The following is a 22312-nucleotide window of genomic DNA, read 5'->3' on the forward strand; positions in this document are numbered from 1 at the left end:
CACCGCCGCGATCGTCGAAGGGGAGCGGCGCCGCCGCTCCCCTTCACGTTTGATAGGGGCTCAAGGTATCCCGCAACGCGTCGCCGATGAAGTTGAAGGCCAGCACAGTCAACAGGATGGCGATGCCGGGCCACAGCGCGAGCAGCGGTGAGGCGAAGACATAGTTCTGAGCGTGGCTCAGCATGTTGCCCCAGGAGGCGGTCGGCGGCTGCACGCCCACGCCGAGGTAGCTCAGCGCCGATTCGATGAGGATCGCCTGGCCGACGCCCAGCGTCGAGGCGACCAGCATCGACGGAACGGCCTGCGGTAACAGGTGCCGGCCGATCACGCGCCACTGTCCCGCGCCGAGGCCGCGTGCCGCCGCCACGTACTCGAGACCGCGAGCCCGCAGGACTTCGCTGCGCACGACGCGCGCCGCGGGCATCCAACTCGTCAGCCCGATCACGAGGACGATGTTCGCCACCGTGGCGCCGAGGGCGGCCAGCGCGGTGAGCAAGAGAAAGAACACCGGGACCGCGAGCATCGCGTCCGTGACGCGCATCGCCACCGCGTCCGCGGTTCCGCCCCACGCGCCGGCGACCGCGCCCACCGCGGTGCCGATCGCGACCGAAACCAGCATCGCGACGATCCCGATGGCCAGCGAAATCCGGGCGCCGAATAACAGGCGCGTCCACTCGTCGCGGCCGGTCTGGTCGGTGCCGAGCCAGTGCCGGGTCGAGGGCGGCAGCAGGGCTTCGCCGATCACAATCCGGTCCGGATGGTAGGGCGTCACGGCCGGCGCGAGGGTCGCCGCGCCGGCGATGAGGACGAGAAAGAGGAGCGACGCGAGCGCGAGCGGATTTCGCCGCAGACGCCGGAAGCGGTCCCTGCCGCGTCCCGCGGCGCCCGGACGGCCGTCCGCGCGCGCGGCGACTGCCCCGGCGGCCCGGCTCACGGTCACGCGATCGTGACTCGCGGATCGAGCACGAGATAGCTCAGGTCCGTGAGAAAGTTCGTGACCACGACGACGATCGACACCACCATGGTGATGCCCATGATTACGGGATAGTCCCGCTGCAACGCCGCGTCGACCGCGAGCTGCCCCATCCCGGGCCAGGCGAACACGCTCTCCGTGATCGCGACCCCCCCGACGAGCCGGGGAATCGAGAGCGCGACGACGGTGACGATCGGGATCAGCGCGTTGCGCAGCCCGTGATGGTACACGACCGACCGCTCGGCGACACCTTTGGCCCGCGCGGTCCGCAGGAAGTCGGCCGTCAGCACGTCGAGCATGCTGGATCGCGTGTAGCGGACGATCTGCGCGAGATTGGCGGTCGCGAGCACGGCCGCCGGCAGGACGAGATGGGCCAGGCGGTCGCCCGCGGACGGCGGCGCGCCCAGCGTGGCGGCGCCGGACGACGGCAGGATGCGCCAATGGACCGCGAACAGCACGATCAGCATGAGTCCGAACCAGAAGACCGGCACCGACATGCCAAAGAACGCGACGCCGGTCGACAGGTGGTCGACGGGCGAGTTCCGGCGCAGCGCGGAAGCGACGCCCAGAAAGAGGCCGGCGGCGACCGAGAGCACGAGACCCGTGACCACGAGTTCCAGGGTCGCGGGGAGGCGGTCGGCGATCAGGCGCGCGACCGGAAGCCCCTGGCCGTACGACGTGCCGAGCCGGCCGCGCAGGAGATTGCCGAGCCAGCGGCCGTACTGGACACCCAGCGGCCGGTCGAGCCCCAGGCTGCGCGCCGCCTCCTTGATCTGCTCGCCCGTCATCTCGGGCGCCAGCAGCACGGCCGGCCCGCCCGGCGCCGCGTGAATGAGCGCGAACGTCAGCATGCTGACCAGGACGAGCAGCACCGCGGACTGCGCTGCGCGCGCGAGCAGATACCGCTGCATGCGGCGGGCCGGCTACGCCGAGGTCCGGGGGGCCGCCGCGGCCGCGTCTACGACGGCGCGAGCCACACCCGGTTGAGGTACAATAGCGCGTCGCGGTAGTCGGTGCGCGCCCATCCACGGACCCGTTTGTTGAGCGCCTGGATCTCGCGCGGATGGTAGATGAAGTTCACGGGCTGCTCTTCGGCGACGATCTTGTAGAGCCGGTCGTAGATCGCGCGGCGCTTCCCGGCATCGAAGGTCGACAGGCCCTGCTGGAACAGCCGGTCGACGTCCGGGTTGGAGTAGCCCCACTCGTTCGTCGAGCCGCCGGTCTGCCAGTACGAGTGCTGGTCGGGGGTTGCCGGGGTGACATAGTAGAAGGCGACGGCCACGAAGTCGTGGTTCACGCGCTGGCGCGTCATGTAGGTGTTGAATTCCAGCGTCTCGAGGCGCGCGTCGACTCCGACGTCGCGCAGGTTCTGCTGCAGGATGAGCGCCGTCTGTTCCCGCTCCGGCTGCCCCTGATCGGTGAAGAACGCGAAGCTGAACTTTTGGCCGTCCTTGGCCAGGACGCCGTCCGGCCCCGGCTTGAACCCGGCTTCCGCGAGCATTTTGCGGGCGCGGTCCGGATCGTAGTCGAAGACCGGAGCGCCGTGCGGATACCAGCCTTTGAGCGCCGGCGGGAGCGGGCCGTTGCTTCGCTCGGCTTTGCCCTGCGTGACCTGCTGGATGATGCCCTTGCTGTTGATCGCGTGCGCGAACGCCTGCCGGACGTTCCGGTCGCGAAACCACTTTCCGAATCGCGCGTCGTTGTAGTTGTAGCCGAAGAACCGGAAGTCCATGAGCCCTCGCTCGATCAGGTACAGGTTCGGCGCCCCGGTCAGCGCCGGCAGCTGCGCCACAGTCGGAAACGCGACGTCGAGCTCTCCGGTCTTGACCTGGACGATCGTGGAGTTGAGGTCGCGCACGATCTTGTAGATGACCGAGTCGAGGTATGGGCGGCCTTCATGATAGCGGTCGTTCGCGAGGACCGTAAAGTGATCGCCCGTGACATGCTCGCCGAATTTGAACGGGCCGGTGCCCACCGGGTTCCTGATGAACGCCTCGGGGAACTTCGCGCGGTTGAACTCCTGGCCGGCGAGAAGATGCCGCGGCAGCATGAACGTGAGATAGCAGAGCAGCTCGACGAGCGACGAGTAGGGCTGTTTTGTGACCAGCTTCACGGTCAGCGGATCCACGATCTCGACGCCGGTCACCGGCTCCAGGTTGCCGCGGAGGATGCTGTTTACCTTGGGATCCGCGTACGTCTGGAGCGTCCATTTGACGTCGTCGGCCGTGAACGGGCGGCCGTCATGCCAGCGCACGCCGTCCTTGAGGTGGAAGGTCCAGGTGAGCCCGTCCTTCGAGGTCTCCCAGCGCTCCGCGAGATCCGGCTGCGGACTCCAATCCACCGGGCTGTACCGCACGAGGCCGTTGAAGAGGGACTTGTTGACCATCAGATTCTGAATCAACCCGATCGGCGGCCAGGGGACCACGTTTGCCGTGATCGGGATCTTGAACGCGCCGCCGCGCCGGGGCTCCGCCGCCGCCGCGTCGGCCGCCGGCACTCCCGCCGGCCCGGCCGGCGTCGCGCCGGACCCGCCCGTGAGGGCGTTCATCCCGGCGGCGGTCAGGCCCGCGGTGCCGGCGAGGAACCGGCGCCGCGTCAGCCGGCGGCTGCCGGCGATCTCGCGCGTGTGCATCGGCGTCCCCCCAACGGTTCCGACTTTGCGCGTCCTTTTGCCGGGCCGACGGGACGATTCCTGCACCAGATGCGGTCGACAGGAGATGCGCTTCGCTGACCGGAACCTGGGGTGCGGGCCGCGAAACGGATTGGGTGGGGGATCAGATGGTGCGCTGGACAGGACGAAAGAAGTAGGCACCCGACCGCCGATGACGGTCACGCTTCGCGTCCTCGGGTGCGGCGACGCCTTCGGCAGCGGGGGACGCTTCCAGACGTCGTTTTGGGTCACCGACGGGTCCACGCGGTTTCTCGTGGACTGCGGCGCGACGGTGCTGCAGGCGATGCACCGATGGAGCGTCGACCGCGGCGCGGTGGACGCCGTGCTGCTCAGCCACCTGCACGGCGACCACATCGGCGGTCTGCCGTTTCTGATCCTCGACTCGCACTTCAACGTTCGGCGGACCCGGCCGCTTCTCGTCGCCGGGCCGCCGGGGACGCGGGCGCGCCTCCGCGACGTGATGGAGAGCTTGTTCCCCGGCTCCGCGGGGATCACGCTCCGGTATCCGCTCGAGGTGTCCGAGTACACGCTCGAGGCGCCGAACCGCATCGCCGGCCTCGTCGTCACCCCGCATGAGGTCCTGCACCCGTGCGGCGCGCCGCCGGCGGCGCTGCGGATCGAGTGCGGCGGGCGGACGATCGCCTACTCCGGCGATACGCAGTGGGCGCCGGGGGTCGTCCGGGCCGCGGACGGCGCCGACCTCCTGCTGCTCGAGTGCAACGCGTACGATCGGAGGCTGCCCAACCATCTCGATCTCGGCACGCTCGCGGAGCACCGCGGCGAGCTGCGCAGCCGGCGCATCGTCCTCACCCATATGGGCGAGGAGATGCTCGCGCACCGCGACGAATCGCCGTGGGAGTGCGCCGAGGACGGGATGACGCTCCGGATCGAGTAGGGAGGTACCGCGGCCGGTGCAGACGATCCGCACGATGTGCCCGATGAACTGCCACCCCACACTGTGCGGCATGCTGGTGGACGTGGACGGCGGGCGCGTCGCGGGCCTGCGCGGTGACCCGGACAACCCCGACAGCCGCGGCTTCCTGTGCGTGCGCGGCCAGGCATCGCGCGAGATCATCGGCAACCCGAAGCGCCTGACGGCGCCCATGACGCGCGACCGCCGCGCCGGCGGGGCATGGCGGCGCGCGACCTGGGACGAAGCGCTCGACCGGATCGTCGGGCGCATGCGCGAGGCCGGCCGGGAGAGCGTGGCCGTCTGGCAGGGCCACGGCAACAACGCCAACAACTACGGCGTCCGCGTGGGCGGGCAGCTGCTGCGCCGGTTCGCGAACCTGTACGGCTGCCAGTGGTGGAACTCGACGATGATCTGCTGGGGCCTCGGCGCCTTCGGCATCGCGCTCACCGGGCCGATCGAGACCAACACGAAAGAAGACATGGGGGCCCACGCCGACCTCGTGGTGCTGTGGGGCGCCAACCTGGCGAGCCAGCCGAATACCGGGCGTCACCTCGCCGCCGCGAAGCGGCGCGGCGCGGGGATCGTCGCGATCGACGTGCGGCGGACCGAGGCCGCCGCGCAGGCCGACGAGGTGCTGTTGATTCGTCCGGGAACGGACGCGGCGCTCGCGTTAGGGCTCATGCACGTGATCGTCGGTGAAGGCCTCTACGACCGCGAGTTCGTTGCCGCGCACACGGCCGGCTTCGACGCGCTGGCCGCGCACGTCCGCGCGTACCCTCCCGCGTGGGCCGCGAAGGAGACCGGACTGCCCCCCGAACGGATCGCCGCGCTCGCCCGCCGCTACGCGTCGTCGCGGCGCGCGATGATCGTGATCGGCGGGAGTTCGATGCACAAGGGTGCCAACGGGTGGCAGGGGGGCCGGGCCGTCGCGTGCCTGCCTGCCCTCACCGGCAGTCTCGGCCGGCCCGGGACCGGCTTCGGCCCGCGGCACGGGAGCTCGGCGCACGGGCAGGCGCTGGCGAGCGTCGCGGCCGCGGACCGGCGGCCGCCGGGCCGCTACATCCCGAACCAGATGCCGCGCGTCACGGAAGCGCTGACCGGCGGACGCATCCAGGTGCTGTGCCTGTTCGGCACCGACATGCTGTCGTCGTTCGCCGACGCGGGGCGGGTGGCGCGCGGTTTCGAACGCACCGGCCTCATCGTCAGCCACGACCTCTTCATGAACGATACCGCCCGGCGGTTTGCCGATATCGTGCTGCCGGCGACGTCGTGGCTGGAGGACGTCGGCTGCAAGAGCACCAACACGCACCTCTATCTCATGCCGAAGATCCTGGAGCCGGCCGGGGAGGCGCGGCCGCTCGCGCGGGTGCTTCGGGACCTCGCGGCGCGCCTCGGTCTGGCGGAGTTCTTCCCGTGGGCGAGCGACGACGGCCCGATCGACGCGATTCTGAACCACCCGTCGACCGGGCATGCCACAGTCGCGGCGCTGCGCGCCGAGGGCGGGATGCGCGCGCTGCGGATCTCCCACGTCGCCCATCCCGATCTGGTCTTTCCGACCCCGTCGGGCAAGGTGGAGTTCTACTCCGAGCGCGCGACGTCGCTCGGTCTGCCGCCGCTGCCGGTGTACACGCCGCTGCCGTCGGCCGCGCGGCATCCGCTCGCGTTCCGGCAAGGCCGCACCCTCACGCAGTTTCACGGGTTCTACGACCACGGGCGCGCGCTGCCGACGCTCGCGCGCCTGGATCCCGAGCCGTCGTTGTGGATCTCGCCCGCCGACGCGGCGGCGCGGGGCCTCGACGACGGGGCCCGGATCCGGATTTTCAACGAGCGCGGCGAATTCCGGGCGCGCGCCCGCGTGACCGGCGACGTCCCGCCCGCCACCGTCTGGATGCGCGACGGATGGACCGGGCTCAACGACCTCACGTCGGGGGCGCCCTCGATTCCGGACGAGGCCGTGGACGTCTTCGAGTTTTCCGCGGGCCAGGCGGCGTTCGACGCCATGGTCGAGGTCGAAGCGGCCGACGCACCCAAGGCGGGATGATCGACCGGGCGGACGTCGTCGTCATCGGCTCGGGCGGCTTGGGCGCCGCCACCGCGTTCTATCTGGCCAAATCGGGCAGGCGCAGCGTGGCGGTCGTCGACCGGCACGACATCGCGTCGCAGACCTCTCCCCGTGCCGCGGGCTTCGTCAGCTGCGCCCGGAAGAGCGATCTCATGATCTCGCTCGTCAAGACGGCCACCGGCCATCTGAAGCACTTCACCGAGGAGACCGGGCAGCCGCTCGAGTGGGTACACTCCGGCAGCCTGAAGATCGCGCGCCGGCCCGAGGACGCGCCCGTGATCGCCGCGGACGTGGCGCGCGGCCGCCGGATGGGTCTCGACGTCGAGCAGATCTCACCGGCGGAGGCGCACCGTCTGCATCCGTTCCTCCGGCCCGAAGGCATTTCGGCCGTGATGCGCGTGGGCGACGACATGTACTTCAACCCGGCGCAGGTCGCGATCGGGTTCGCGCGCGGCGCCGAGGCGAACGGTGCCGCGCTGCTGCCGCGCACCACGGTGTCGCGAGTGGTCGTCGAGGGCGGGCGCGTGACCGGCGTCGAGACGGACCGCGGGCGGATCCGGACCGCCGTCGTAGTCGACGCCGCCGGCGCGTGGACGCGCCAGATGGCGGAGGCAAGCGGTCTACGCATTCCGCTCGTGCCGACGCGGCACCAGCTGTTCATCACCGGGCGGATCGAGGGCGTGCACCCCAAGCTGCCGATGATCCGGATCATGGACGCGGGCGTCTACGTCCGGCCGTGCGACGGCGGGTTTCTTTGGGGCGTCTTCGAAGAGGGCCCGCGGTTCTTCGACATGGCGGCACTCGGGCCGCGGTTCGACATCAAAGACACGCCGCTCGACGCGGCGGTCATCCGGCGCGCCGGGGCGGAGATTCGGGCCCAGCTGCCGCTTCTCGAGGGCGCGAACGTGCGCGAGCACCGCGGCGGCATCCCCACGATGACGCCCGACGGCGAGCACATCGTCGGGCCGGCGCCCGCCGCGGAGGGCTTCTTCTTCGCCGGCGGCTGCAACGTCGCGGGATTGTCGATCTCGCCGGCGCTCGGGGAAGTGCTCGCCGCCTGGATCACCGACGGCCGTCCGCCGGTGGACATGTCGCCGCTCTCCCCGGCGCGGTTCGGCGAACACCGCTGGGCCGAAGACGAGCTACGGCGGAAGGCGGCCTGGGAATACCATCATTTTTATGGAAGCGTGTAGATCGTCGCAGCCTCCCTAGGCGTCGGCCGTTCCGGCCGAGGCCGCGGGGCCCGCGCCCGGCCGGAGGATCTGGAAGAGGATGATCGCGCCGAGCGCGCCGAGCCCGAGGTTGTTGATCTCGAAGGACGGCCCGGCCTTGATGTCGGCGCCGCTCGCCGCGAGGATCAACGGGATCGCCACCGTGGCCAGGTTCGCGCGGTTCGAAAAGTCCACGCGCCCGTCCACCCAGATCTTGCCGCCGATCGCCGCGATGAGGCCGAAGAGATACAGCTCGATGCCGCCGAGGACGCTCGTCGGGATGCTGTTCACGAGCCCGCCGAACTTCGGGACGAAGCCGAGCAGGATCGCGACCACCGCGGCCACGGCGTAGACCGGAATCGAGAACACGCGCGTCACGCCCATGACGCCGATGTTCTCGGCGTACGTGGTCTCGCCGGCGCCGCCGAAGAGCGCGCTCAGCATCGTGCCGAGGCCGTCGCCCATGAACGTCCGCCCGAGGTAGCCGCCGAGGTCGCGCTTCATGAGGCCGCTGATCGCGTACACGTGCCCGGCGTTTTCCGCGACGAGCACGATCGGGATGAACCAGAAGAGACTGACCGCGCGGCCGGTGAACTGCGGCGGGAAGCTGAGCAGCGGGTGGCCGATCCACGCGGCGCCGGCCACCGCGGCCAGGTTGACGTGGCAGCCGGCGTTGGCCGCCGCGCAGGCGGGATCGAGGAGCGCGACGACGTAGCCGACGATGATTCCGGTGAGGATCGGCAGAAGCCGGAGGAAGCCGCGCAGGTACACGCTGGCGATCGCCGTGGCCAGCACGGTGACCGTCGCCGTGAAGAGGTCCTTCGAATAGCTCGCCCAGGCGGGGCCCGCCAGCGCGAGGCCGATGACGGCGACGACCGTGCCGGTGACGACCGGCGGCATGAAGAAGCGGATCACCTTCCCGCCGACGAGATGCACGATCACGCCGACGATGAAGTACAAGAGCCCGGCGATGAAGATACCGGCGAAGGCGAGGGACTGGTTGTGGCCCGCGCCGCCCTGGATCGCGAGTACCGAGCCGATGAACGAGAACGACGAGCCGAGGTAGCTCGGCACCTTGCCGCCGGTGACGGCGAGGAAGATCAGCGTGGCAACGCCGCTGAAGAACAGCACCGTGTTGACGTTGAAGCCGAGAATGAGCGGGACGAGGACGGTCGCGCCGAACATCGCCATGACGTGCTGAATGCCGAGCAGGGTCGTCTGGGGCCAGGGCAGCCGGTCTTCGGGATAATACGTGACCTCTTGCTCCGCCGTGGAGGCGGCAACCGTCGCCGTTGCCATACGCGTGGTCCCCCTTTGTACGCACGGTATGACGTGATTGAGACCGTAAGAGCCGTCGTGTGATAATCTCGCCGAGGCGGGCCGCGTTTCCTCCGCGGCGCCGCGCATCCGCCGGCCGGCCCTTCGGTTAGGGGGCGGCGCCGGCGAGGGCGAGGGCCGCGTCGAGTAGCACCGCGGCGCCGCGCGCGCAGTCCTCGGGCGGCGTCCATTCCGCCTCGTTGTGGCTCAGACCGTCTTTGCTCGGGACGAAGATCATCCCGGCGGGATAGCGGTCGGCCATGTACTTCGCGTCGTGGCCGGCGCCGGCCCACAGCCGCATCGCGCTGAAGCCGCGGCCCGCCGCGGCGCCGGCCACGGCCGCGACCGCCCGCGGCGAAAACCGCGTCACCGGGCTCCGCCAGAATTCGGCGCGGCGCACCTCGACCCGGTCCCGGCCGGCGATCGCGCGGCAGGCTTCGTCGGCGGCGCGAAGCGCCTCGTCGAGCCCCGCGTCGCGGGGGCAGCGCACGTCGAGCGTCATCTCCACCCGGCCCGGCACGACGTTCACCGTGTTGGGCGAGACCTCCACGTGCCCGACGGTCGTGCGAACGCCGTCGAGGCGCTCCGCCGCGTCACGGGCCAGCAGCACCAGCTTCGCGGCGGCCACGAACGCGTCCCGGCGGTCCGCGGTGGGCGTGGGGCCCGCGTGGGCCGCTCGGCCGTTCACCTCCACGCGGTTCCAGGAGATGCCCTCGATGCCTTCCACCACGCCGACCTGGATGCCGGCCCGCTCGAGCACCGGGCCCTGCTCGACGTGCAATTCCAAGTAGGCGGCGCATTCGCGGAGGCGGTGCTCCGCCGCGCCGCGGTAGCCGATCCTCGCCAACTCCTCGCCGAACGTCCGGCCGCCGTCGTCGCGCGCCGCGTAGGCCTCCTCGCGCGTGAACCGGCCGCAGACGACCCCGCTCGCCAGCATCGCCGGGGCGAAGCGCGCGCCCTCCTCGTTGGTCCAGTTGACGATCTCCAGCGGCGCCCGCGTCCGGACCCCCGCGTCCTCGAGCGCGCGGACGGCCTCGAGCGCGCCCATCACGCCGAGTGCGCCGTCGAAGCGGCCGCCCGTCGGAACCGTGTCGAGGTGCGACCCGAAGACGACCGGGGCGGCCCCTGAGTCGCCGCCCGGGCGGCGGCCGTAGATGTTGCCGAGGTCGTCGACACGGACCGTCAGGCCGGCCTCCGTCAGCCACGCCGTGAGCAGGTCGCGCGCGGCCCGATCGGGATCGCTGAGCGCGAGGCGGCGTACGCCGCCGGCGGGCGTCTTGCCGATCTCCGCCATCGCCATGAGGCTCGACCAGAGGCGGTCTTGGTCGACGGGCACGGGCGCGGCCGTGGTCATGGGCGCTGCGCGGAGCCGTCGATGCGGACGAGCCGGCGCGCCTTCAGTTCCCAACGCGGGAGGGTGCCGGCGGCGGTTGCCTCCGCGTCGATGCGGAGCCCGCACGCGGCGCGGAGCCGCGCGCGCAGCTCGGCCAGCGTTAGGGTGATCTGGTCGGCCGGGTGGCGATCGCCGTCGATCTCCACCACCACGCGGACGTCGAGCATCTCGCGCTCGCGCCGCACCTCGATCCGGAATTCGTCGACGCTGTCGAACCGTCGCACCACATCCTCGATGACGCTCGGGAACACATTGACACCGCGCACGACCAGCATGTCGTCGGCGCGGCCCAGGATGCCGCCGGCCAGCCGCGCAAATGTGCGCCCGCATTCGCAGCGATCCGGGACGAGGCGGACCCGGTCGCCGGTGCGGTAGCGCACGACCGGGGAGCCTTCACGGCCCAAATTCGTAAGGACCATCTCACCCTCGCCGCCCGGCGCGATCTCGCCGGTGGCGGGGTCGATCACTTCGCCGACGAACTCGCTCTCGTTGAGGTGCAGCTCGCCAGCCGGGCACGTGAAGCCGGTCGCGCCCACCTCCGTCAGGCCGGTGTGGTCGATGCACCGGGCGCCCCACGCGCTCTCGATGCGGCGGCGCGTCGCCGGGATGCTGGCGCCGGGCTCACCCGCGTGGATCGTGACGCGCACGCCGAGCCGCGCCGGGTCCACCCCGCCGACGCGCGCGACTTCGGCGAGCCGCAGCGCGTACGACGGGGTGCACACGAGCACGGTCGCCCGACTCTCCTGCAGCAGGCGTACGCGGAGGTTGGAGTCGAGGCCGCCGCCGGGGACGGCAAGCGCGCCGATCCGGCGCGCCGCGTCGAACGCGGACCAGAAGCCGATGAACGGCCCGAAGGAAAACGCGAAGAAGATCCGATCGCCCGGCCCGACCCCCGCGGCGCGGTACACGAACTGCCAGCAGCGCTGCCACCAGTCCCACGATTCCGCGGTATCGAGCCACCGCAGCGGCCGGCCCGTCGTCCCCGAGGTCTGGTGGACGCGGAGGTACCGCTCGAGCGGAAACGTCAGATCGCTGCCGTAGGGCGGGTGGGCTTCCTGGTCACGGCTGAGCTCGGCCTTCGTGGTGAAGGGCAGGCGCCGGAACGCCTTCCAGTCCCCGATCGCCCGGGCGCCGTCGACGCCGGCCGCGCGCCACTTCGCGCGGTAGAACGGATTGCGCGCGGCGACCGACGGCACGAGGCGCGCGAACCGCTGCCACTGGTACGCCGCGAGGTCCTCGCGCGGCATCGTCTCGAGGGTCGGGTCGACAAATCGCGCGCGGTCCGCGGCGTTCACAACGCATACTCCTCGTCGAGCACCCGCCGGACGCGATCGAGATCCGGGCGGAGGCTCTCCTCGGCTAGCGCCCGGGGCGCGAAGCCCGGCAGCCGCGCGTCGAGCGCGCGGCGCGGCGCCCGGTACAGGAGGCCCACGACCTCCGTATCTTGGCGCGCGGCGAGATCCCAGGCGCGCCCGAGATCCGCCGGGTCGTAGCCCGCGTCGTCGTCGATGTTCCGGAGGCGTTCGCGCCACCAGGCGTAGGTCCGCACCCGATCGTACGTCGGGCACGGACTGATGACATTGACGAGGGCGAAGCCGCGGTGGGCGATGCCCTCCTCGACGAGGCGCGTGAGCTGCGCCGGATCGCCGCTCGATCCCTGGGCGAGATAGGTCGCGCCGGCGGCGAGCGCGAGGCGCAGGGGGTGGACCGGTTCGTCGACCGCCCCGAGCGGGGACGACGGTGTGCGCACGCCCGGGGCGGTGGTGGGGGACGTCTGGCCCTTCGTGTTGCCGTACACGCCGTTGTCCATGATGACGCAGGTCAGATCGACGTCGCGCCGGATCGCGTGGATCAGGTGGTTGAGTCCGATGCCGTAGGCGTCGCCGTCCCCGGCCGCGGCGACGACCGTGAGGTCCCGGTTCGCCAGCTTGATCCCCGTCGCCACCGGCAGCGTCCGCCCGTGGTGGGTGTGGAAGCCGTAGGTCCCCATGTACGACGTGATCTTGCCGGAACAGCCGATGCCGGAGACGAGCACGACGCGGTGCGGCGCGAGCGAGAGACGCGCGCAGGCTTCCTGCAGCGCGCGCAGCACCGCGAAGTCGCCGCAGCCCGGGCACCACGTCGCCCGCTCGGCGGCGAAATCTTTGTGGGTCAGGACGGCGGCCATTGCGCCCGGAGTCCCTCCTCGATGTCGGCAGGGCGGAACGGGAGCCCGTCGTACCGCCGCAGGCCCGTGATCTTCTCGTGCCCGCCGACGTGGCCGCGCACGAGACCCGCGACTTGCCCCGTCGCGTTGTGCTCGATTACGACGACACGGCGCGCGCGCGCCAGTTCCGGCGCGACCTCGTGCGCCGGGAACGGCCAGAGGCAGCGGATGCGCAGCAGCCGTACGGCCCGCCCGCCGGTGCGAAGGCGCGCCGCCGCCTCGCGTGCCGGACCGCACGCCGCGCCCAGCGTGATGACGAGGACGTCGCCGTCCCCCTCCGCGGCGGTGCCCGCGGCGTGGCGCCAAATCTCGCGCGTTTTGCGGAGCCGTTTGTCGACCATCGCGCGCCGGACGTCCGGGTCGTCCACATCGATGACGCCTCGGTGGTCGTGGGCGTCGCCGCTGCTGAGAAACCGGATGCCCGCCTGCCCCGGCACCGCGCGGGGCGAGATGCCGCTCCCCGTGAGGGTGTAGCGCTCGTAGGCCGCGCCCAGACGCAGCGCGTCGGCATCGCTGAGCCGGTCCCCGCGATCGATCCGCACCTCGTCCAGCGGCAGTCCGCGGGCGGTGGTCCGCGTGAGCACCAGATCCTGGTCCACGGCGACGATGACGGGGCACTGAAACCGCTCCGCGAGGTTGAACGCCAGCGCGGTGTCGGCGAAGCACTCCTCGAGGGTGCCGGGCGTCAGCACGATCCGTGGAAACTCGCCGTGCGACGCGTAGACCATGTGCAGCAGGTCGCTCTGCTCGTGCTTCGTGGGCATGCCGGCGCTCGGCCCCGGCCGCTGGGCGGCGACGATCACCGCCGGAATCTCGGCCATGCCCGAGAGTCCCATCGTCTCCGTCATCAGCGAGAGGCCCGGTCCGCTCGTCGCGGTCATCGCGCGTACCCCGGCGTAGCCCGCGCCGATCACCACGCAGAGCGCGGCGATTTCGTCCTCGGTCTGCACGGCCGCGCCGCCCACGGCGGGCAGATGCGCCGCCATCCACTCCAGAATGTCGCTCGCCGGCGTGATCGGGTAGCTCGCGTACAGCCGGCACCCCGCCGCGAGCGCCCCCAGCGCGATCGCATCGTTGCCGGAAAGCAGCCATCGTCCGGCGGTCGCGGCGAGCGGCAGGCCCGCGGCGCGCGCCCGCGGGGCGAGATGCGCGTCCGCGTGCCGCCAGCCCGCGTCCACGGCGGCGGTGTTCCGGTCCCGCACGCGCGCGCTCTTGTCGTCGAACCGCCGGCGCACGGTCTCGCGCAGCACCCCCGCATCGAGGCCCAGCAGCCGCGCGGAGACGCCGAGGGCGACGATGTTCTTCATGATCGGATCGCCGAGCTCGCGCGCGATCGCGGCAAACGGGACGGGCGCCACGGTCGCGCCGCTGCCGCGCGGCACCGCCGCGGCGCCGGTCCGGCCGGCATCTGTCAGGAGCAGGCCCCCGGGCCGGAGCACGGGTCCGTGCCGGCGTACCGTGTCGTCGTCCAGCGCGATCACACAGTCGAGGGCGTCCGCGCGCGCCTCTATCGGGCCGTCACCGGCGCGGACCTCGTACGACGTCGGCCCGCCCTTGATGACGGGCGGAAAGAGCCGGAAGGTATGCACGTCCGCGCCGGCGCGCGCCGCGGCCCGCGCGAAGATCTCGCCGGCGGAGTCGACGCCCTCGCCGGTCTTGCCCCCGATCAGCCAGGCGACGTCCCGCATCAGGCCGGGGCCTCTCTGCCGCGATCCGCGGCGGGGTGGCCCAGCGCCTCGGACACCCGGCGTGACGCGGCGAGGACCTGGTCCACGAGCGACGCGGCGCGCTGACGCGGCAGGCGCCCGGCGGGGGCCGACACGCTCAGCGCCGCGACGACGCGTCCGCGGTAGTCGCGGACGGGCGCGGCGATGCAGCGGATGCCGTCCTCGAACTCCTCCTCGTCCACCGCGTAGCCGCGGCGGCGCACCTCGTCGAGTTCCCGCTCGAGCGCGACCGCGGACGTGAGGGTCTTCGGCGTGTAGCGCTTCAGCGGCCGCGCCGCGGCGAGCGCGCGCTGCTCGACGCCCGCGTAGGCCAGCAGCACCTTGCCGACCGCGGTGCAGTGCGCGGGACAGCGGCGGCCCACCTGGGAGTAGAGCCGGAGCGGCCGCGGGCTCTCCACCTTGCCGATGAAAATCACTTCCGCGCCGTCGAGCACGGCGAGATGAACCGTCTCTTCCGTCGCGGCGCCGAGCGCTTCGAGCGCCGGCATCGCGCGCGCGGGTAGATCCAGCGCGTCCAGCGCGTGGCTGCCGATCTGAAACACCCGCAGACTGAGGCGATACCGGCCCGTTCCCGGATCGCGCGTGAGGTAGCCGTGGTGCTCGAGCGTCGCGCAGAGCCGGTGGACGGTGCTCTTGCCGAGGCCGAGGCGGCGGCTGAGCTCTGTGATCCCGGTCCCGCGCACGCTGCCTTCGACGTTTTCCAGGATCCCGAGCGCGCGGCCCACCGCGGCGACGACGTACAGCCGCCGCTCCGGCGCGCGCTTCGGGCGGCGGCCGCCCGCGGGCGCCGCGTTCTTCCGGCGGACGCGTGAGGGAGGGCGCCGGCGCGCCGCCCCGGTCACGGCGCCGCCCCCGAGGCCCCGCGGGCGACCGCGGCCGTCTCGATCGCCTTGACGAGCCGATACACCGTCCGGAGCGCCGGCACCGGGACGCCCGCGCGGTCCGCTTCGGCGATGAGCGCCCCGGTCAGCGTCTCGATCTCGGTGGGACGTCCCCGGTCGACGTCCTGCTTCATCGAGCCCTGATGAGTGTGCGCCGGCCCGAGGGCCCGGTGCTCGTCGATCAACGCCAGGGGATCGGCCGTGAGGGCGATCCCGCGCGCCGCGGCGACGGCCCTGCCTTCGTCGACCAGCGTGCGCAGGAGTGCGTAGGTCTCGGGATGCGCGTAGACGCCCGATAGGGTGAGCCCGGTCACGACGGGAAGGGGATTTACCGCGGCGTTGAAGATGAGCTTGCTCCAGATCGCGCCGCGCGGGTCCGCGAGCACGCCGTTTTCCAGTCCCGCGTCCGACAGGAGGCCGTTCCAGGCGGCCGCGTGCGCGAGGCCGCCGCGATACGGGCCGAGCCAGGTCGGTCCGATCTCGGCCTGCGTGATCTCTCCGGGCGCGGTCACCGCGCCCGCGTTCATGGTGACGCCGTGGCAGATCGGACCCGGGTATTCGCCGGCGATCGTCTCGGCGTTGCCGAGGCCGTTCTGGACGGTGAGGACGACGGCGCCTTCGAGGAGCCCGCGCGCACCCGCGACCGCCGCGCGCGTATGCGGGCTCTTGACCGCGACGAGCGCGTGCGTGAAGGCTCGCCCGGCCAGCGCCGCGGCCGTCGCCGCGGCGGCCGCCGGCCGGGCGTCGATCGCCTCCCGGATCATCGCGCCGCTCCGCGCCGCGGCGCGCACCGTGACCCGCAGGCCCCGTGCCGTGATCGCCCGCACGTGCGCCGTCCACGTATCGAGCACCGCCACCTCCGAGACGCGCGCGAGCCGCGCGGCGAAGATGCCGCCAACCGCGCCGCAGCCCAGCACGAGGACGCGGGCGCTCATCCGGTCACCTCATAGCCCTTGCCGAGATAAGCGGAGCGCACATCCGGGTGCGCCAACAGGTCGTCCGGGCGGCCGCGCAGCACGATGCGCCCGCGCTCCATCACGCACATGCGGTCGGCGATCGACGCGGCCGCCTTGACGTTCTGCTCGACCAGCAGGACGGTCAACCGCGTGCTCAGGCGCAGCGAGGCGAGGGTTTTCATGATCTCGCGAACGATGCGCGGCGCGAGACCCAGCGACGGTTCGTCGAGCATGAGCACGCGCGGCCGAGCCATCAACCCGCGCGCGATCGCCAGCATCTGCTGCTCGCCGCCGCTCAAGTTTCCGCCGAGCCGCTCCGGCATCTCGGCGAGCCGCGGAAACAGCGCGAGCGGGCCCGCGAGGTCCGTCCGCACGCGGCGGCGGTCCCGCCAGTACCGGTGGTAGGCGCCGAGGAGCAGGTTTTGACGCACCGTCAGGGTGGAGAATATCTGCCGGCGCTCCGGCACGAGCGCGACGCCGCGCGCGACGATTTCCTCCGCGGGGCGGCCGTCGAGCCGTCCGCCGGCCAGCGTGATTCGCCCGGAGGCGGCCGGATAGACGCCGGCGATCGTCCCGAGCAGCGTCGACTTGCCGGCGCCGTTCGGTCCGATCAGCGCGAGGATCTCGCCCGGCATGATCTCAAGGTCGATGCCGTGGAGCACCGCGGCGCCGCCGCGCCGGGCGACGAGCCCCGACACGGCGAGCAGCCCGCCGCCGGTCCGCGGGGCATCGTGCGCCGGGGCGAACACCGCGCCGCTCACGACGGCACTGCCACGGCGTCGTCGCCGAGGTACGCCGCGACGACGCGCGGATCGCGCTGCACGTCCGCGGGGAGGCCCTCGGCGATCTTCCGGCCGTAGTCGAGCACGATGACCCGGTCCGCGGCCCCCATGACCACGTCCATATTGTGCTCGATGACGAGGAAGGTCACGCCGGCGTCGCGCAGCCGGCCGACCAACCGCACGAGGTGACGCGTTTCTTCCGCGGTGAGGCCGGCCGCGGCTTCGTCGAGCAGCAGCACATCCGGCCGCGCGGCCAGGGCGCGGGCGATCTCGAGCAGCCGCTGCCGCCCGACCGGAAGGTCGCGCGCCGGATCGTCCGCCTGCGCGCCGAGGCCGACGAGATCAAGCACGGCCCGCGCCGCCGCGGCGACCTCGCGATCTTCGCGCCGGACGGAGGGCAGCGCGAGCGCGCTCTCCAGCAGTCCGGTGCGCGTCCAACGGTGGCACCCCACCATGACGTTCTCGAGCACGGTCATCTCGCCGAAGACCACCTGATGTTGGAACGTGCGCACGATGCCGGCCGCGGCGATCCGCGCAGGCGGAAAACCCGTCATCGGCCGTCCGTTGTAGCGGACCGCGCCCGCGCTCGGCGCGAGGAAGCCGGTGATGACGTTGAACAGCGTCGTCTTACCGGCGCCGTTGGGCCCGATGACCGCGACGATCTCCGCGGGCCCGACCTCGAACGAGATGTCCTGGAGGGCCGTCACGCCGCCGAACCGGCGCGACAGGCCGTCGACCGCGAGCAGCGGTCCGGTCATGCGCGCGCCCCGCCGGCGGATTCCGGATCGGGTGATTCGCCCGTCGCCGCGGAGCCGGAAACGCCGGCGACCACGCGGCGGAGGTCGAGCCCGCCGCGCACGATCCCGGAGGGGAAGAAGATCATGATCAGGACGAGCATGACGCCGTAGATCGCGGTCTGGTACTCGCCGCCGACGCGCGGAAAGATACGCGGTACCTGCGCGCGGACGATCTGGTCGAGGAGGGTGACCGCGGCCGCGCCGAGCAGGCCGCCCCAAATGTTGGTCAGGCCGCCGACGACCGCCATGATGAGGAAGAACAGCGACGCGTACAGCGCGAACGGCGACGGCGAGATGAACCGGATGTAGTGGGCGTAGAGGGCCCCGGCCGCGCCCGCGTAGGCGGCGCTAAGGACGAACGCCCGCATCTTGTAGCGGGCCACGTCGACGCCGAGCGCGGCGGCCCCCACTTCGCTGCCGAGCACCGCGCGCAGGGCCCGGCCCGTACGGTGGCGGGTGACGTTCCGCGCGAGGGCGAGCGCGGTCAGGACCGCGGTCCAGATCACGTAGTAATAGTCGCGGTCGGTCACGAGGCGCCGCCCGGCGATCGCGAGGCCCGGGATGTCGCGGAGTCCGCTCGCGCCCCCGGTGAGCCAATCGAACTGCACCATCAGGACGTTTATGATGATGCCGGCGCCGAGTGTGGCGAGCACGAAGAACACGTCGGCGAGGCGCAGCGCCGGCAGTCCGACGGCGTAGGCGGCGGCGGCCACCAGCGCGACCGCGGACGGCATCGACAGCCACGGCGACCACCCGAGGTCGCGGGCCAGCAACGCGGACGCGTAGGCGCCCACCCCGTAGAAGGCCGCCTGTCCGAGCGACACCTGGCCGCTCGTGCCGAGGAGCACCAGCCCCAGTGTCACGATCGCGTAGAGGCCGATGATGTTGAAGAGCGCCATCACGTAGGCCGACGGCGCGATCGCCGGTACGGCGGCGAGGGCGGCCGCCAGCGCGCCGAGGCCCGCGAGATCCCGGCTCACACCTGCCTCCGGCGCGCGGTCTGCAGCAGTCCCTCGCGCTGCAGCGAAAGCACCACGAGCAGCAGCGCAAACGTGATCGCGCTGCCGTACCCGGGGGCGAGGTAGCCGGTCACGAGCGATTCGATCAGCCCGACGACGTAGCCGCCCAGCACCGCCGCGGGCGCGTTCGTCAGGCCGCCGATCACCGCGGCGACGAATCCCTTCAGTCCCAGGCCGAGGCCCATGTCGTAGGTGGCGCCGGTGATCGGCGCGATCACGATGCCGCCGACGGCGCCGATGCCGGCGGCGATCGTAAAGGCGAACAGCGCCATCCGCCGCGGGCTGATGCCGACGAGCCGGCTCGCGAACGCGTTGTCGGCGCACGCCCGCGCCGCGGCGCCCGGCACCGTCCGGGCGAAGAACGCGAACAGCGCCGCGACGATGACGACCGACAGCCCGATGGCCCACATCGCCTGGCGCCCCAGCACGCCGGTGAGCACGACGAGAGGGTCCCCCGGCGTAAACTCGGGGAGCGAGTAAGGGTCGGCGCCCCACAGCATCAGGGCGATGCCGCGGACGGCCATCGAGACCCCGAACGTGATGATGACGAGCGTGAGCGGGTGGCTGCCGAACGCCGGCTCGATGGACAGGCGCTCCATCAGCGCGCCCAGCACGCACGTCGCGGCGACCGCGACGGCGGCGGCCGGGACGAGCGGCACGTGCGCGGCGAGCAGCGCCGCGCAGACCATCGCGCCGGCCATCGCAAACTCTCCCTGGGCGAAGTTGAGAATGCCGGTGATGTTGTAGATGATCACAAACCCGATCGCGACGAGGGCGTAGATGCTGCCGATCGTCAGTCCGGTGAGGAAGAGCTGCGGCAGCAGGGCGAGCACGGCTGGGGGCCGGAGATCCGGCCCCGTCCTCCGCTACTTCCAGATCGCCCAATTGCCGTTCTTGATCACAACCAACACCATGTCCGACACCGTGAGCCCGTTGTGGTTCTCCGGCGACATGGTGAAGACGCCGCCTGTGCCGACGAAGCCCCGCAGGTGCTCCAGGTAGTCCCGGATCTTCCCGCGGTCGGACCCGACGTGCCGGATCGCGTCCGCGAGCATCGTCAGGCCGTCGAAGGCGTGGCCGCCGAACGTATTGGCCGTATAGTGGCTCGCGGCCTCGAAGTCGTGCGCGTACTTGAGGAGGAGCGCCTTCTGCGGATCCGACGCCGGCAGCTGGTCGGCGACGAGGAGCTTGCCGGAGGGGAAGACCACGCCGTCCGCGGCCGGACCGGCCAGCTGGATGAACGCTCGGTTTGCGATGCCGTGGCTCTCGACGATCGGGACGCGGATGCCGAGCTGCCGGATGTTCTTGGCCGCGATCGATGCGGTGGGCGGCGTGCTCCATACTACCATCGCGCCGGGGTTTTTCGCCCGCGCGCGCACGACCTGGGGGCTGAGGTCGGTATCCGTCGCCCCGAACGGCTCAGAGTCCACGAGGGTGACGCCCGCATGGATGCCGTACGTGCGAAGGGCGACGAGGCCGTCCTGGCCGAAGTCGTCGTTTCGATACAGAAACGCGTACGTCTTGACGCGGGCCGCGACAAGGTATTGCAGCGCTTTGTCCGCGGCGATCGCGTTGCGCTGCGGCGTCTGGAACACCCACCGCCGGGTCGGCACAGTGAGCGTCGTACTGGCGGCAACCGACATGAACGGTACGTCGGCCTGCATCGCGTAGTCGGCCATCGCCTGAGACTCGGGGCTAATCGTGCCGCCGACCACCGCGAGCACGCCGTCTTCCGTGACGGCCTTCTTGATCAGGAGGGCCGCCTTCGTCGGGTCGGTCTCCGTATCGTAGGTGATGATCTGGACGGGCCGCCCGCCGATGCCGCCGGCCGCGCTCCACTCGGCCTGCAGCATGTGCGCCGTGTCCTGTTCGGGCTTGCCGAGCGAGCTTGCGGGGCCCGTCGCCGCGAAGATGGCCGCGATCTTGATCGGAGCCCCCTGGCCCAGTACCGGTGACGCCGGCGCCAGCATCGCGGCAGCCACCGCCGCCGCCAGTCCCGCGGCGGCCGTCCGTCCCATCCACCTGCCGAACATATATCCCACCCCCCCGTGTGTCCGCCTACGGTAGCGCCGCCGCCGCGATCTCCGTCAAGTCCTTGACCTCTAGGCCGCCGTCGGCCGCGGCGATCCGGCGGAGGTGGGCGCCGCAGAGCAGCGACGTGGTGACCACGGTGCGGCCCGACGACAGCACCTCGCCCGCCTGGCGGAGGCGCTTCCGTCCCCACCACGCCGCCTGCTCCGGGAACGCCTCCGGCGCTCCCGCGGCGGCTCCGCAGCAGTAGAGATACTCCCGGCGCAGATGCGCCTCGCGAACGCGGAGGCCCGGGATCCGCGCCAGGATCTCGCGGGGCGGGTCGACGATTTTGCCGTAGCGCCCGAGGTGGCAGCCATCGAGCAGCACGACTTCATCGTCCACCGGCCGTTCGAGCGCCAGCCGGCCTTCGCGCATAAGATCGGCGATAAACGGCACGATGTGCGTGAACGGAACCCGCAGGCGCTGGGCCGGACCGTAGTGTTTGGCCGGCGCGGTCCAGGCTTGATAGCCGGTGTCGTCCACCGTGACGGCCCGTTGGATGCGGCCGCCGTCCATCATTCGGGTGATCTTCTCGATCGCGGAGCGGTTGAGGTCGAGATACCCGCGCACGTCGCCCGCGGCCAGCACCGGCATGCCGGTGCTGATCTCCTCCGGGCCGAGCGTGCCCACCGTGAAGCCGGCCGCGCGGACCAGCCGGACGGCCGCGGCGAGTGCCGGCCACAACGTGCGGTCATACGGCGCGCGCGCATCGAGCAGGAGCAGGACGTCGGCGCGGCCGCCGCGGGCGAGATCGACGACCTCGGCGCCGGTGGCCTCGATCCACCGGGTGGCGTGCGACTTCGGGTCTCCCGTCGAGGTGCCGCCCGCCAGCAGACGCTGCGCGAGCGTGCGGAGCCCTTCCGGCACGACCGCCCACCCGTGCCGGTCGAAGAGCCACTTTCGTTCCGCCAGCAGGATGCCGTGGATGTCCCACGTCTCGCGAGGCAGCGACATGAACTCCTTCATCAGCGGCACACGGTTGCGCGAGAAGCACAGCTCCTGGCAGCCGCTGCACAGGAGGCACGTGTAGACGACTTCCTGCATGCGGCGGTCGTCCGGGGCGACCTCCATGCCGTCCGCGAGGTCGCGCGCGAGCAGCGCGCGGCCGTAGGCCGTGTACGCCTCGTGGCGATAGTAGTCCCACGTGGGGCAGACCGGTTCGTTGAAGAGATCTCGCCGCCACTCCGTCTCGCCGTAGGCCTTGCGGTACGGCTCGGTCAGCGTCAGAATGCCGCGCTGCATCTCCTCGGTACAGAGCCGGCACGTGTAGCACTCGAACAGGTTGATGCCCTTGGCCTCGATCTCCGCGCGCAGTTCGGCGCCCCGCACCG

19 protein-coding genes are annotated in these 22312 nt (G+C 71.7%); 3 read left to right on the top strand and 16 right to left on the bottom strand.

Annotated features, from left to right (window positions below; translation table 11 throughout):
* Nucleotides 1-43 precede the first annotated feature (43 nt).
* Genes VFL28_08015 through VFL28_08025 form a run of 3 tightly spaced genes read right to left on the bottom strand, consistent with a single transcriptional unit; the run spans nt 44 to nt 3605 of the window.
* Nucleotides 44-940: an ABC transporter permease gene (locus tag VFL28_08015; GenBank protein ID HET7264599.1), complete on the bottom strand. Its 897-nt coding sequence runs from the start codon at nt 938-940 to the stop codon at nt 44-46.
* Nucleotides 937-1884 (bottom strand): ABC transporter permease, encoded by a 948-nt coding sequence (locus tag VFL28_08020; protein ID HET7264600.1) that lies wholly within the window; start codon nt 1882-1884, stop codon nt 937-939. The genes VFL28_08015 and VFL28_08020 overlap by 4 nt, the downstream gene beginning before the upstream one ends.
* A gap of 47 nt (nt 1885-1931) precedes the next feature.
* A complete protein-coding gene (locus VFL28_08025) occupies nt 1932-3605 on the bottom strand; it encodes an ABC transporter substrate-binding protein (GenBank protein ID HET7264601.1) in 1674 nt (557 codons plus the stop codon).
* A 190-nt stretch (nt 3606-3795) separates the two neighbouring features.
* On the opposite strand from VFL28_08025, the gene VFL28_08030 reads away from it, so the two are divergent.
* From VFL28_08030 to VFL28_08040, 3 genes are read left to right on the top strand one after another with little or no spacing between them, the layout of a single operon-like run.
* The gene (locus VFL28_08030) at nt 3796-4539 is read left to right on the top strand and encodes an MBL fold metallo-hydrolase (GenBank protein HET7264602.1); all 744 of its coding nucleotides are present in this window, start codon (nt 3796-3798) and stop codon (nt 4537-4539) included.
* A 16-nt stretch (nt 4540-4555) separates the two neighbouring features.
* Nucleotides 4556-6598 carry a molybdopterin-dependent oxidoreductase gene (locus tag VFL28_08035; GenBank protein ID HET7264603.1) on the top strand — a complete coding sequence of 681 codons (2043 nt, stop codon included), beginning with the start codon at nt 4556-4558 and terminating at the stop codon, nt 6596-6598.
* Nucleotides 6595-7812: an FAD-binding oxidoreductase gene (locus VFL28_08040; GenBank protein ID HET7264604.1), complete on the top strand. Its 1218-nt coding sequence runs from the start codon at nt 6595-6597 to the stop codon at nt 7810-7812. The genes VFL28_08035 and VFL28_08040 overlap by 4 nt, the downstream gene beginning before the upstream one ends.
* A gap of 15 nt (nt 7813-7827) precedes the next feature.
* Here VFL28_08040 and VFL28_08045 read toward each other — a convergent pair whose 3' ends face one another.
* From VFL28_08045 to VFL28_08105, 13 genes are all read right to left on the bottom strand, one after another.
* A complete protein-coding gene (locus tag VFL28_08045; GenBank protein HET7264605.1) occupies nt 7828-9129 on the bottom strand; it encodes a solute carrier family 23 protein in 1302 nt (433 codons plus the stop codon).
* 127 nt (nt 9130-9256) lie between these two features.
* Nucleotides 9257-10501 (bottom strand): Zn-dependent hydrolase, encoded by a 1245-nt coding sequence (locus tag VFL28_08050; GenBank protein ID HET7264606.1) that lies wholly within the window; start codon nt 10499-10501, stop codon nt 9257-9259.
* Complete coding sequence (locus VFL28_08055) at nt 10498-11835, bottom strand: phenylacetate--CoA ligase family protein (GenBank protein ID HET7264607.1); 1338 nt, start codon at nt 11833-11835, stop codon at nt 10498-10500. Before VFL28_08055 ends, VFL28_08050 begins: the two co-directional genes overlap by 4 nt.
* A complete protein-coding gene (locus tag VFL28_08060; GenBank protein ID HET7264608.1) occupies nt 11832-12707 on the bottom strand; it encodes a 2-oxoacid:ferredoxin oxidoreductase subunit beta in 876 nt (291 codons plus the stop codon). The genes VFL28_08055 and VFL28_08060 overlap by 4 nt, the downstream gene beginning before the upstream one ends.
* Complete coding sequence (locus VFL28_08065) at nt 12692-14434, bottom strand: 2-oxoacid:acceptor oxidoreductase subunit alpha (GenBank protein ID HET7264609.1); 1743 nt, start codon at nt 14432-14434, stop codon at nt 12692-12694. The genes VFL28_08060 and VFL28_08065 overlap by 16 nt, the downstream gene beginning before the upstream one ends.
* A complete protein-coding gene (locus VFL28_08070; protein HET7264610.1) occupies nt 14434-15315 on the bottom strand; it encodes an IclR family transcriptional regulator C-terminal domain-containing protein in 882 nt (293 codons plus the stop codon). Before VFL28_08070 ends, VFL28_08065 begins: the two co-directional genes overlap by 1 nt.
* On the bottom strand, nt 15312-16289 hold the full coding sequence (locus tag VFL28_08075; GenBank protein ID HET7264611.1) for a ketopantoate reductase family protein: 978 nt from the start codon (nt 16287-16289) through the stop codon (nt 15312-15314). The genes VFL28_08070 and VFL28_08075 overlap by 4 nt, the downstream gene beginning before the upstream one ends.
* Nucleotides 16286-17017 (bottom strand): ABC transporter ATP-binding protein, encoded by a 732-nt coding sequence (locus tag VFL28_08080; GenBank protein ID HET7264612.1) that lies wholly within the window; start codon nt 17015-17017, stop codon nt 16286-16288. Before VFL28_08080 ends, VFL28_08075 begins: the two co-directional genes overlap by 4 nt.
* A gap of 50 nt (nt 17018-17067) precedes the next feature.
* A complete protein-coding gene (locus VFL28_08085; GenBank protein HET7264613.1) occupies nt 17068-17850 on the bottom strand; it encodes an ABC transporter ATP-binding protein in 783 nt (260 codons plus the stop codon).
* Nucleotides 17847-18869 (bottom strand): branched-chain amino acid ABC transporter permease, encoded by a 1023-nt coding sequence (locus VFL28_08090; protein HET7264614.1) that lies wholly within the window; start codon nt 18867-18869, stop codon nt 17847-17849. The genes VFL28_08085 and VFL28_08090 overlap by 4 nt, the downstream gene beginning before the upstream one ends.
* Nucleotides 18866-19741 carry a branched-chain amino acid ABC transporter permease gene (locus tag VFL28_08095; protein HET7264615.1) on the bottom strand — a complete coding sequence of 292 codons (876 nt, stop codon included), beginning with the start codon at nt 19739-19741 and terminating at the stop codon, nt 18866-18868. The genes VFL28_08090 and VFL28_08095 overlap by 4 nt, the downstream gene beginning before the upstream one ends.
* A 33-nt stretch (nt 19742-19774) precedes the next feature.
* On the bottom strand, nt 19775-20941 hold the full coding sequence (locus VFL28_08100) for an ABC transporter substrate-binding protein (protein HET7264616.1): 1167 nt from the start codon (nt 20939-20941) through the stop codon (nt 19775-19777).
* Between the two features lie 25 nt (nt 20942-20966).
* The coding region (locus VFL28_08105) for a (Fe-S)-binding protein (protein ID HET7264617.1) at nt 20967-22312 on the bottom strand (1346 nt) is incomplete at its 5' end.

It is taken from the genome of bacterium, assembly GCA_035691305.1.
Classification (GTDB): domain Bacteria; phylum Sysuimicrobiota; class Sysuimicrobiia; order Sysuimicrobiales; family Segetimicrobiaceae; genus DASSJF01.

What these genes read in the sequence shown, in the direction of transcription:
- VFL28_08040 (HET7264604.1), top strand. Translation starts at nt 6,595, where the DNA reads ATGATCGACCGGGCGGACGTCGTCGTCATCGGCTCGGGCGGCTTGGGC.
- VFL28_08085 (HET7264613.1), bottom strand. Translation starts at nt 17,850, where the DNA reads ATGACCGGACCGCTGCTCGCGGTCGACGGCCTGTCGCGCCGGTTCGGC.
- VFL28_08020 (HET7264600.1), bottom strand. Translation starts at nt 1,884, where the DNA reads ATGCAGCGGTATCTGCTCGCGCGCGCAGCGCAGTCCGCGGTGCTGCTC.
- VFL28_08030 (HET7264602.1), top strand. Translation starts at nt 3,796, where the DNA reads ATGACGGTCACGCTTCGCGTCCTCGGGTGCGGCGACGCCTTCGGCAGC.
- VFL28_08075 (HET7264611.1), bottom strand. Translation starts at nt 16,289, where the DNA reads ATGAGCGCCCGCGTCCTCGTGCTGGGCTGCGGCGCGGTTGGCGGCATC.
- VFL28_08060 (HET7264608.1), bottom strand. Translation starts at nt 12,707, where the DNA reads ATGGCCGCCGTCCTGACCCACAAAGATTTCGCCGCCGAGCGGGCGACG.
- VFL28_08045 (HET7264605.1), bottom strand. Translation starts at nt 9,129, where the DNA reads ATGGCAACGGCGACGGTTGCCGCCTCCACGGCGGAGCAAGAGGTCACG.
- VFL28_08025 (HET7264601.1), bottom strand. Translation starts at nt 3,605, where the DNA reads ATGCACACGCGCGAGATCGCCGGCAGCCGCCGGCTGACGCGGCGCCGG.
- VFL28_08065 (HET7264609.1), bottom strand. Translation starts at nt 14,434, where the DNA reads ATGCGGGACGTCGCCTGGCTGATCGGGGGCAAGACCGGCGAGGGCGTC.
- VFL28_08100 (HET7264616.1), bottom strand. Translation starts at nt 20,941, where the DNA reads ATGTTCGGCAGGTGGATGGGACGGACGGCCGCCGCGGGACTGGCGGCG.
- VFL28_08050 (HET7264606.1), bottom strand. Translation starts at nt 10,501, where the DNA reads ATGACCACGGCCGCGCCCGTGCCCGTCGACCAAGACCGCCTCTGGTCG.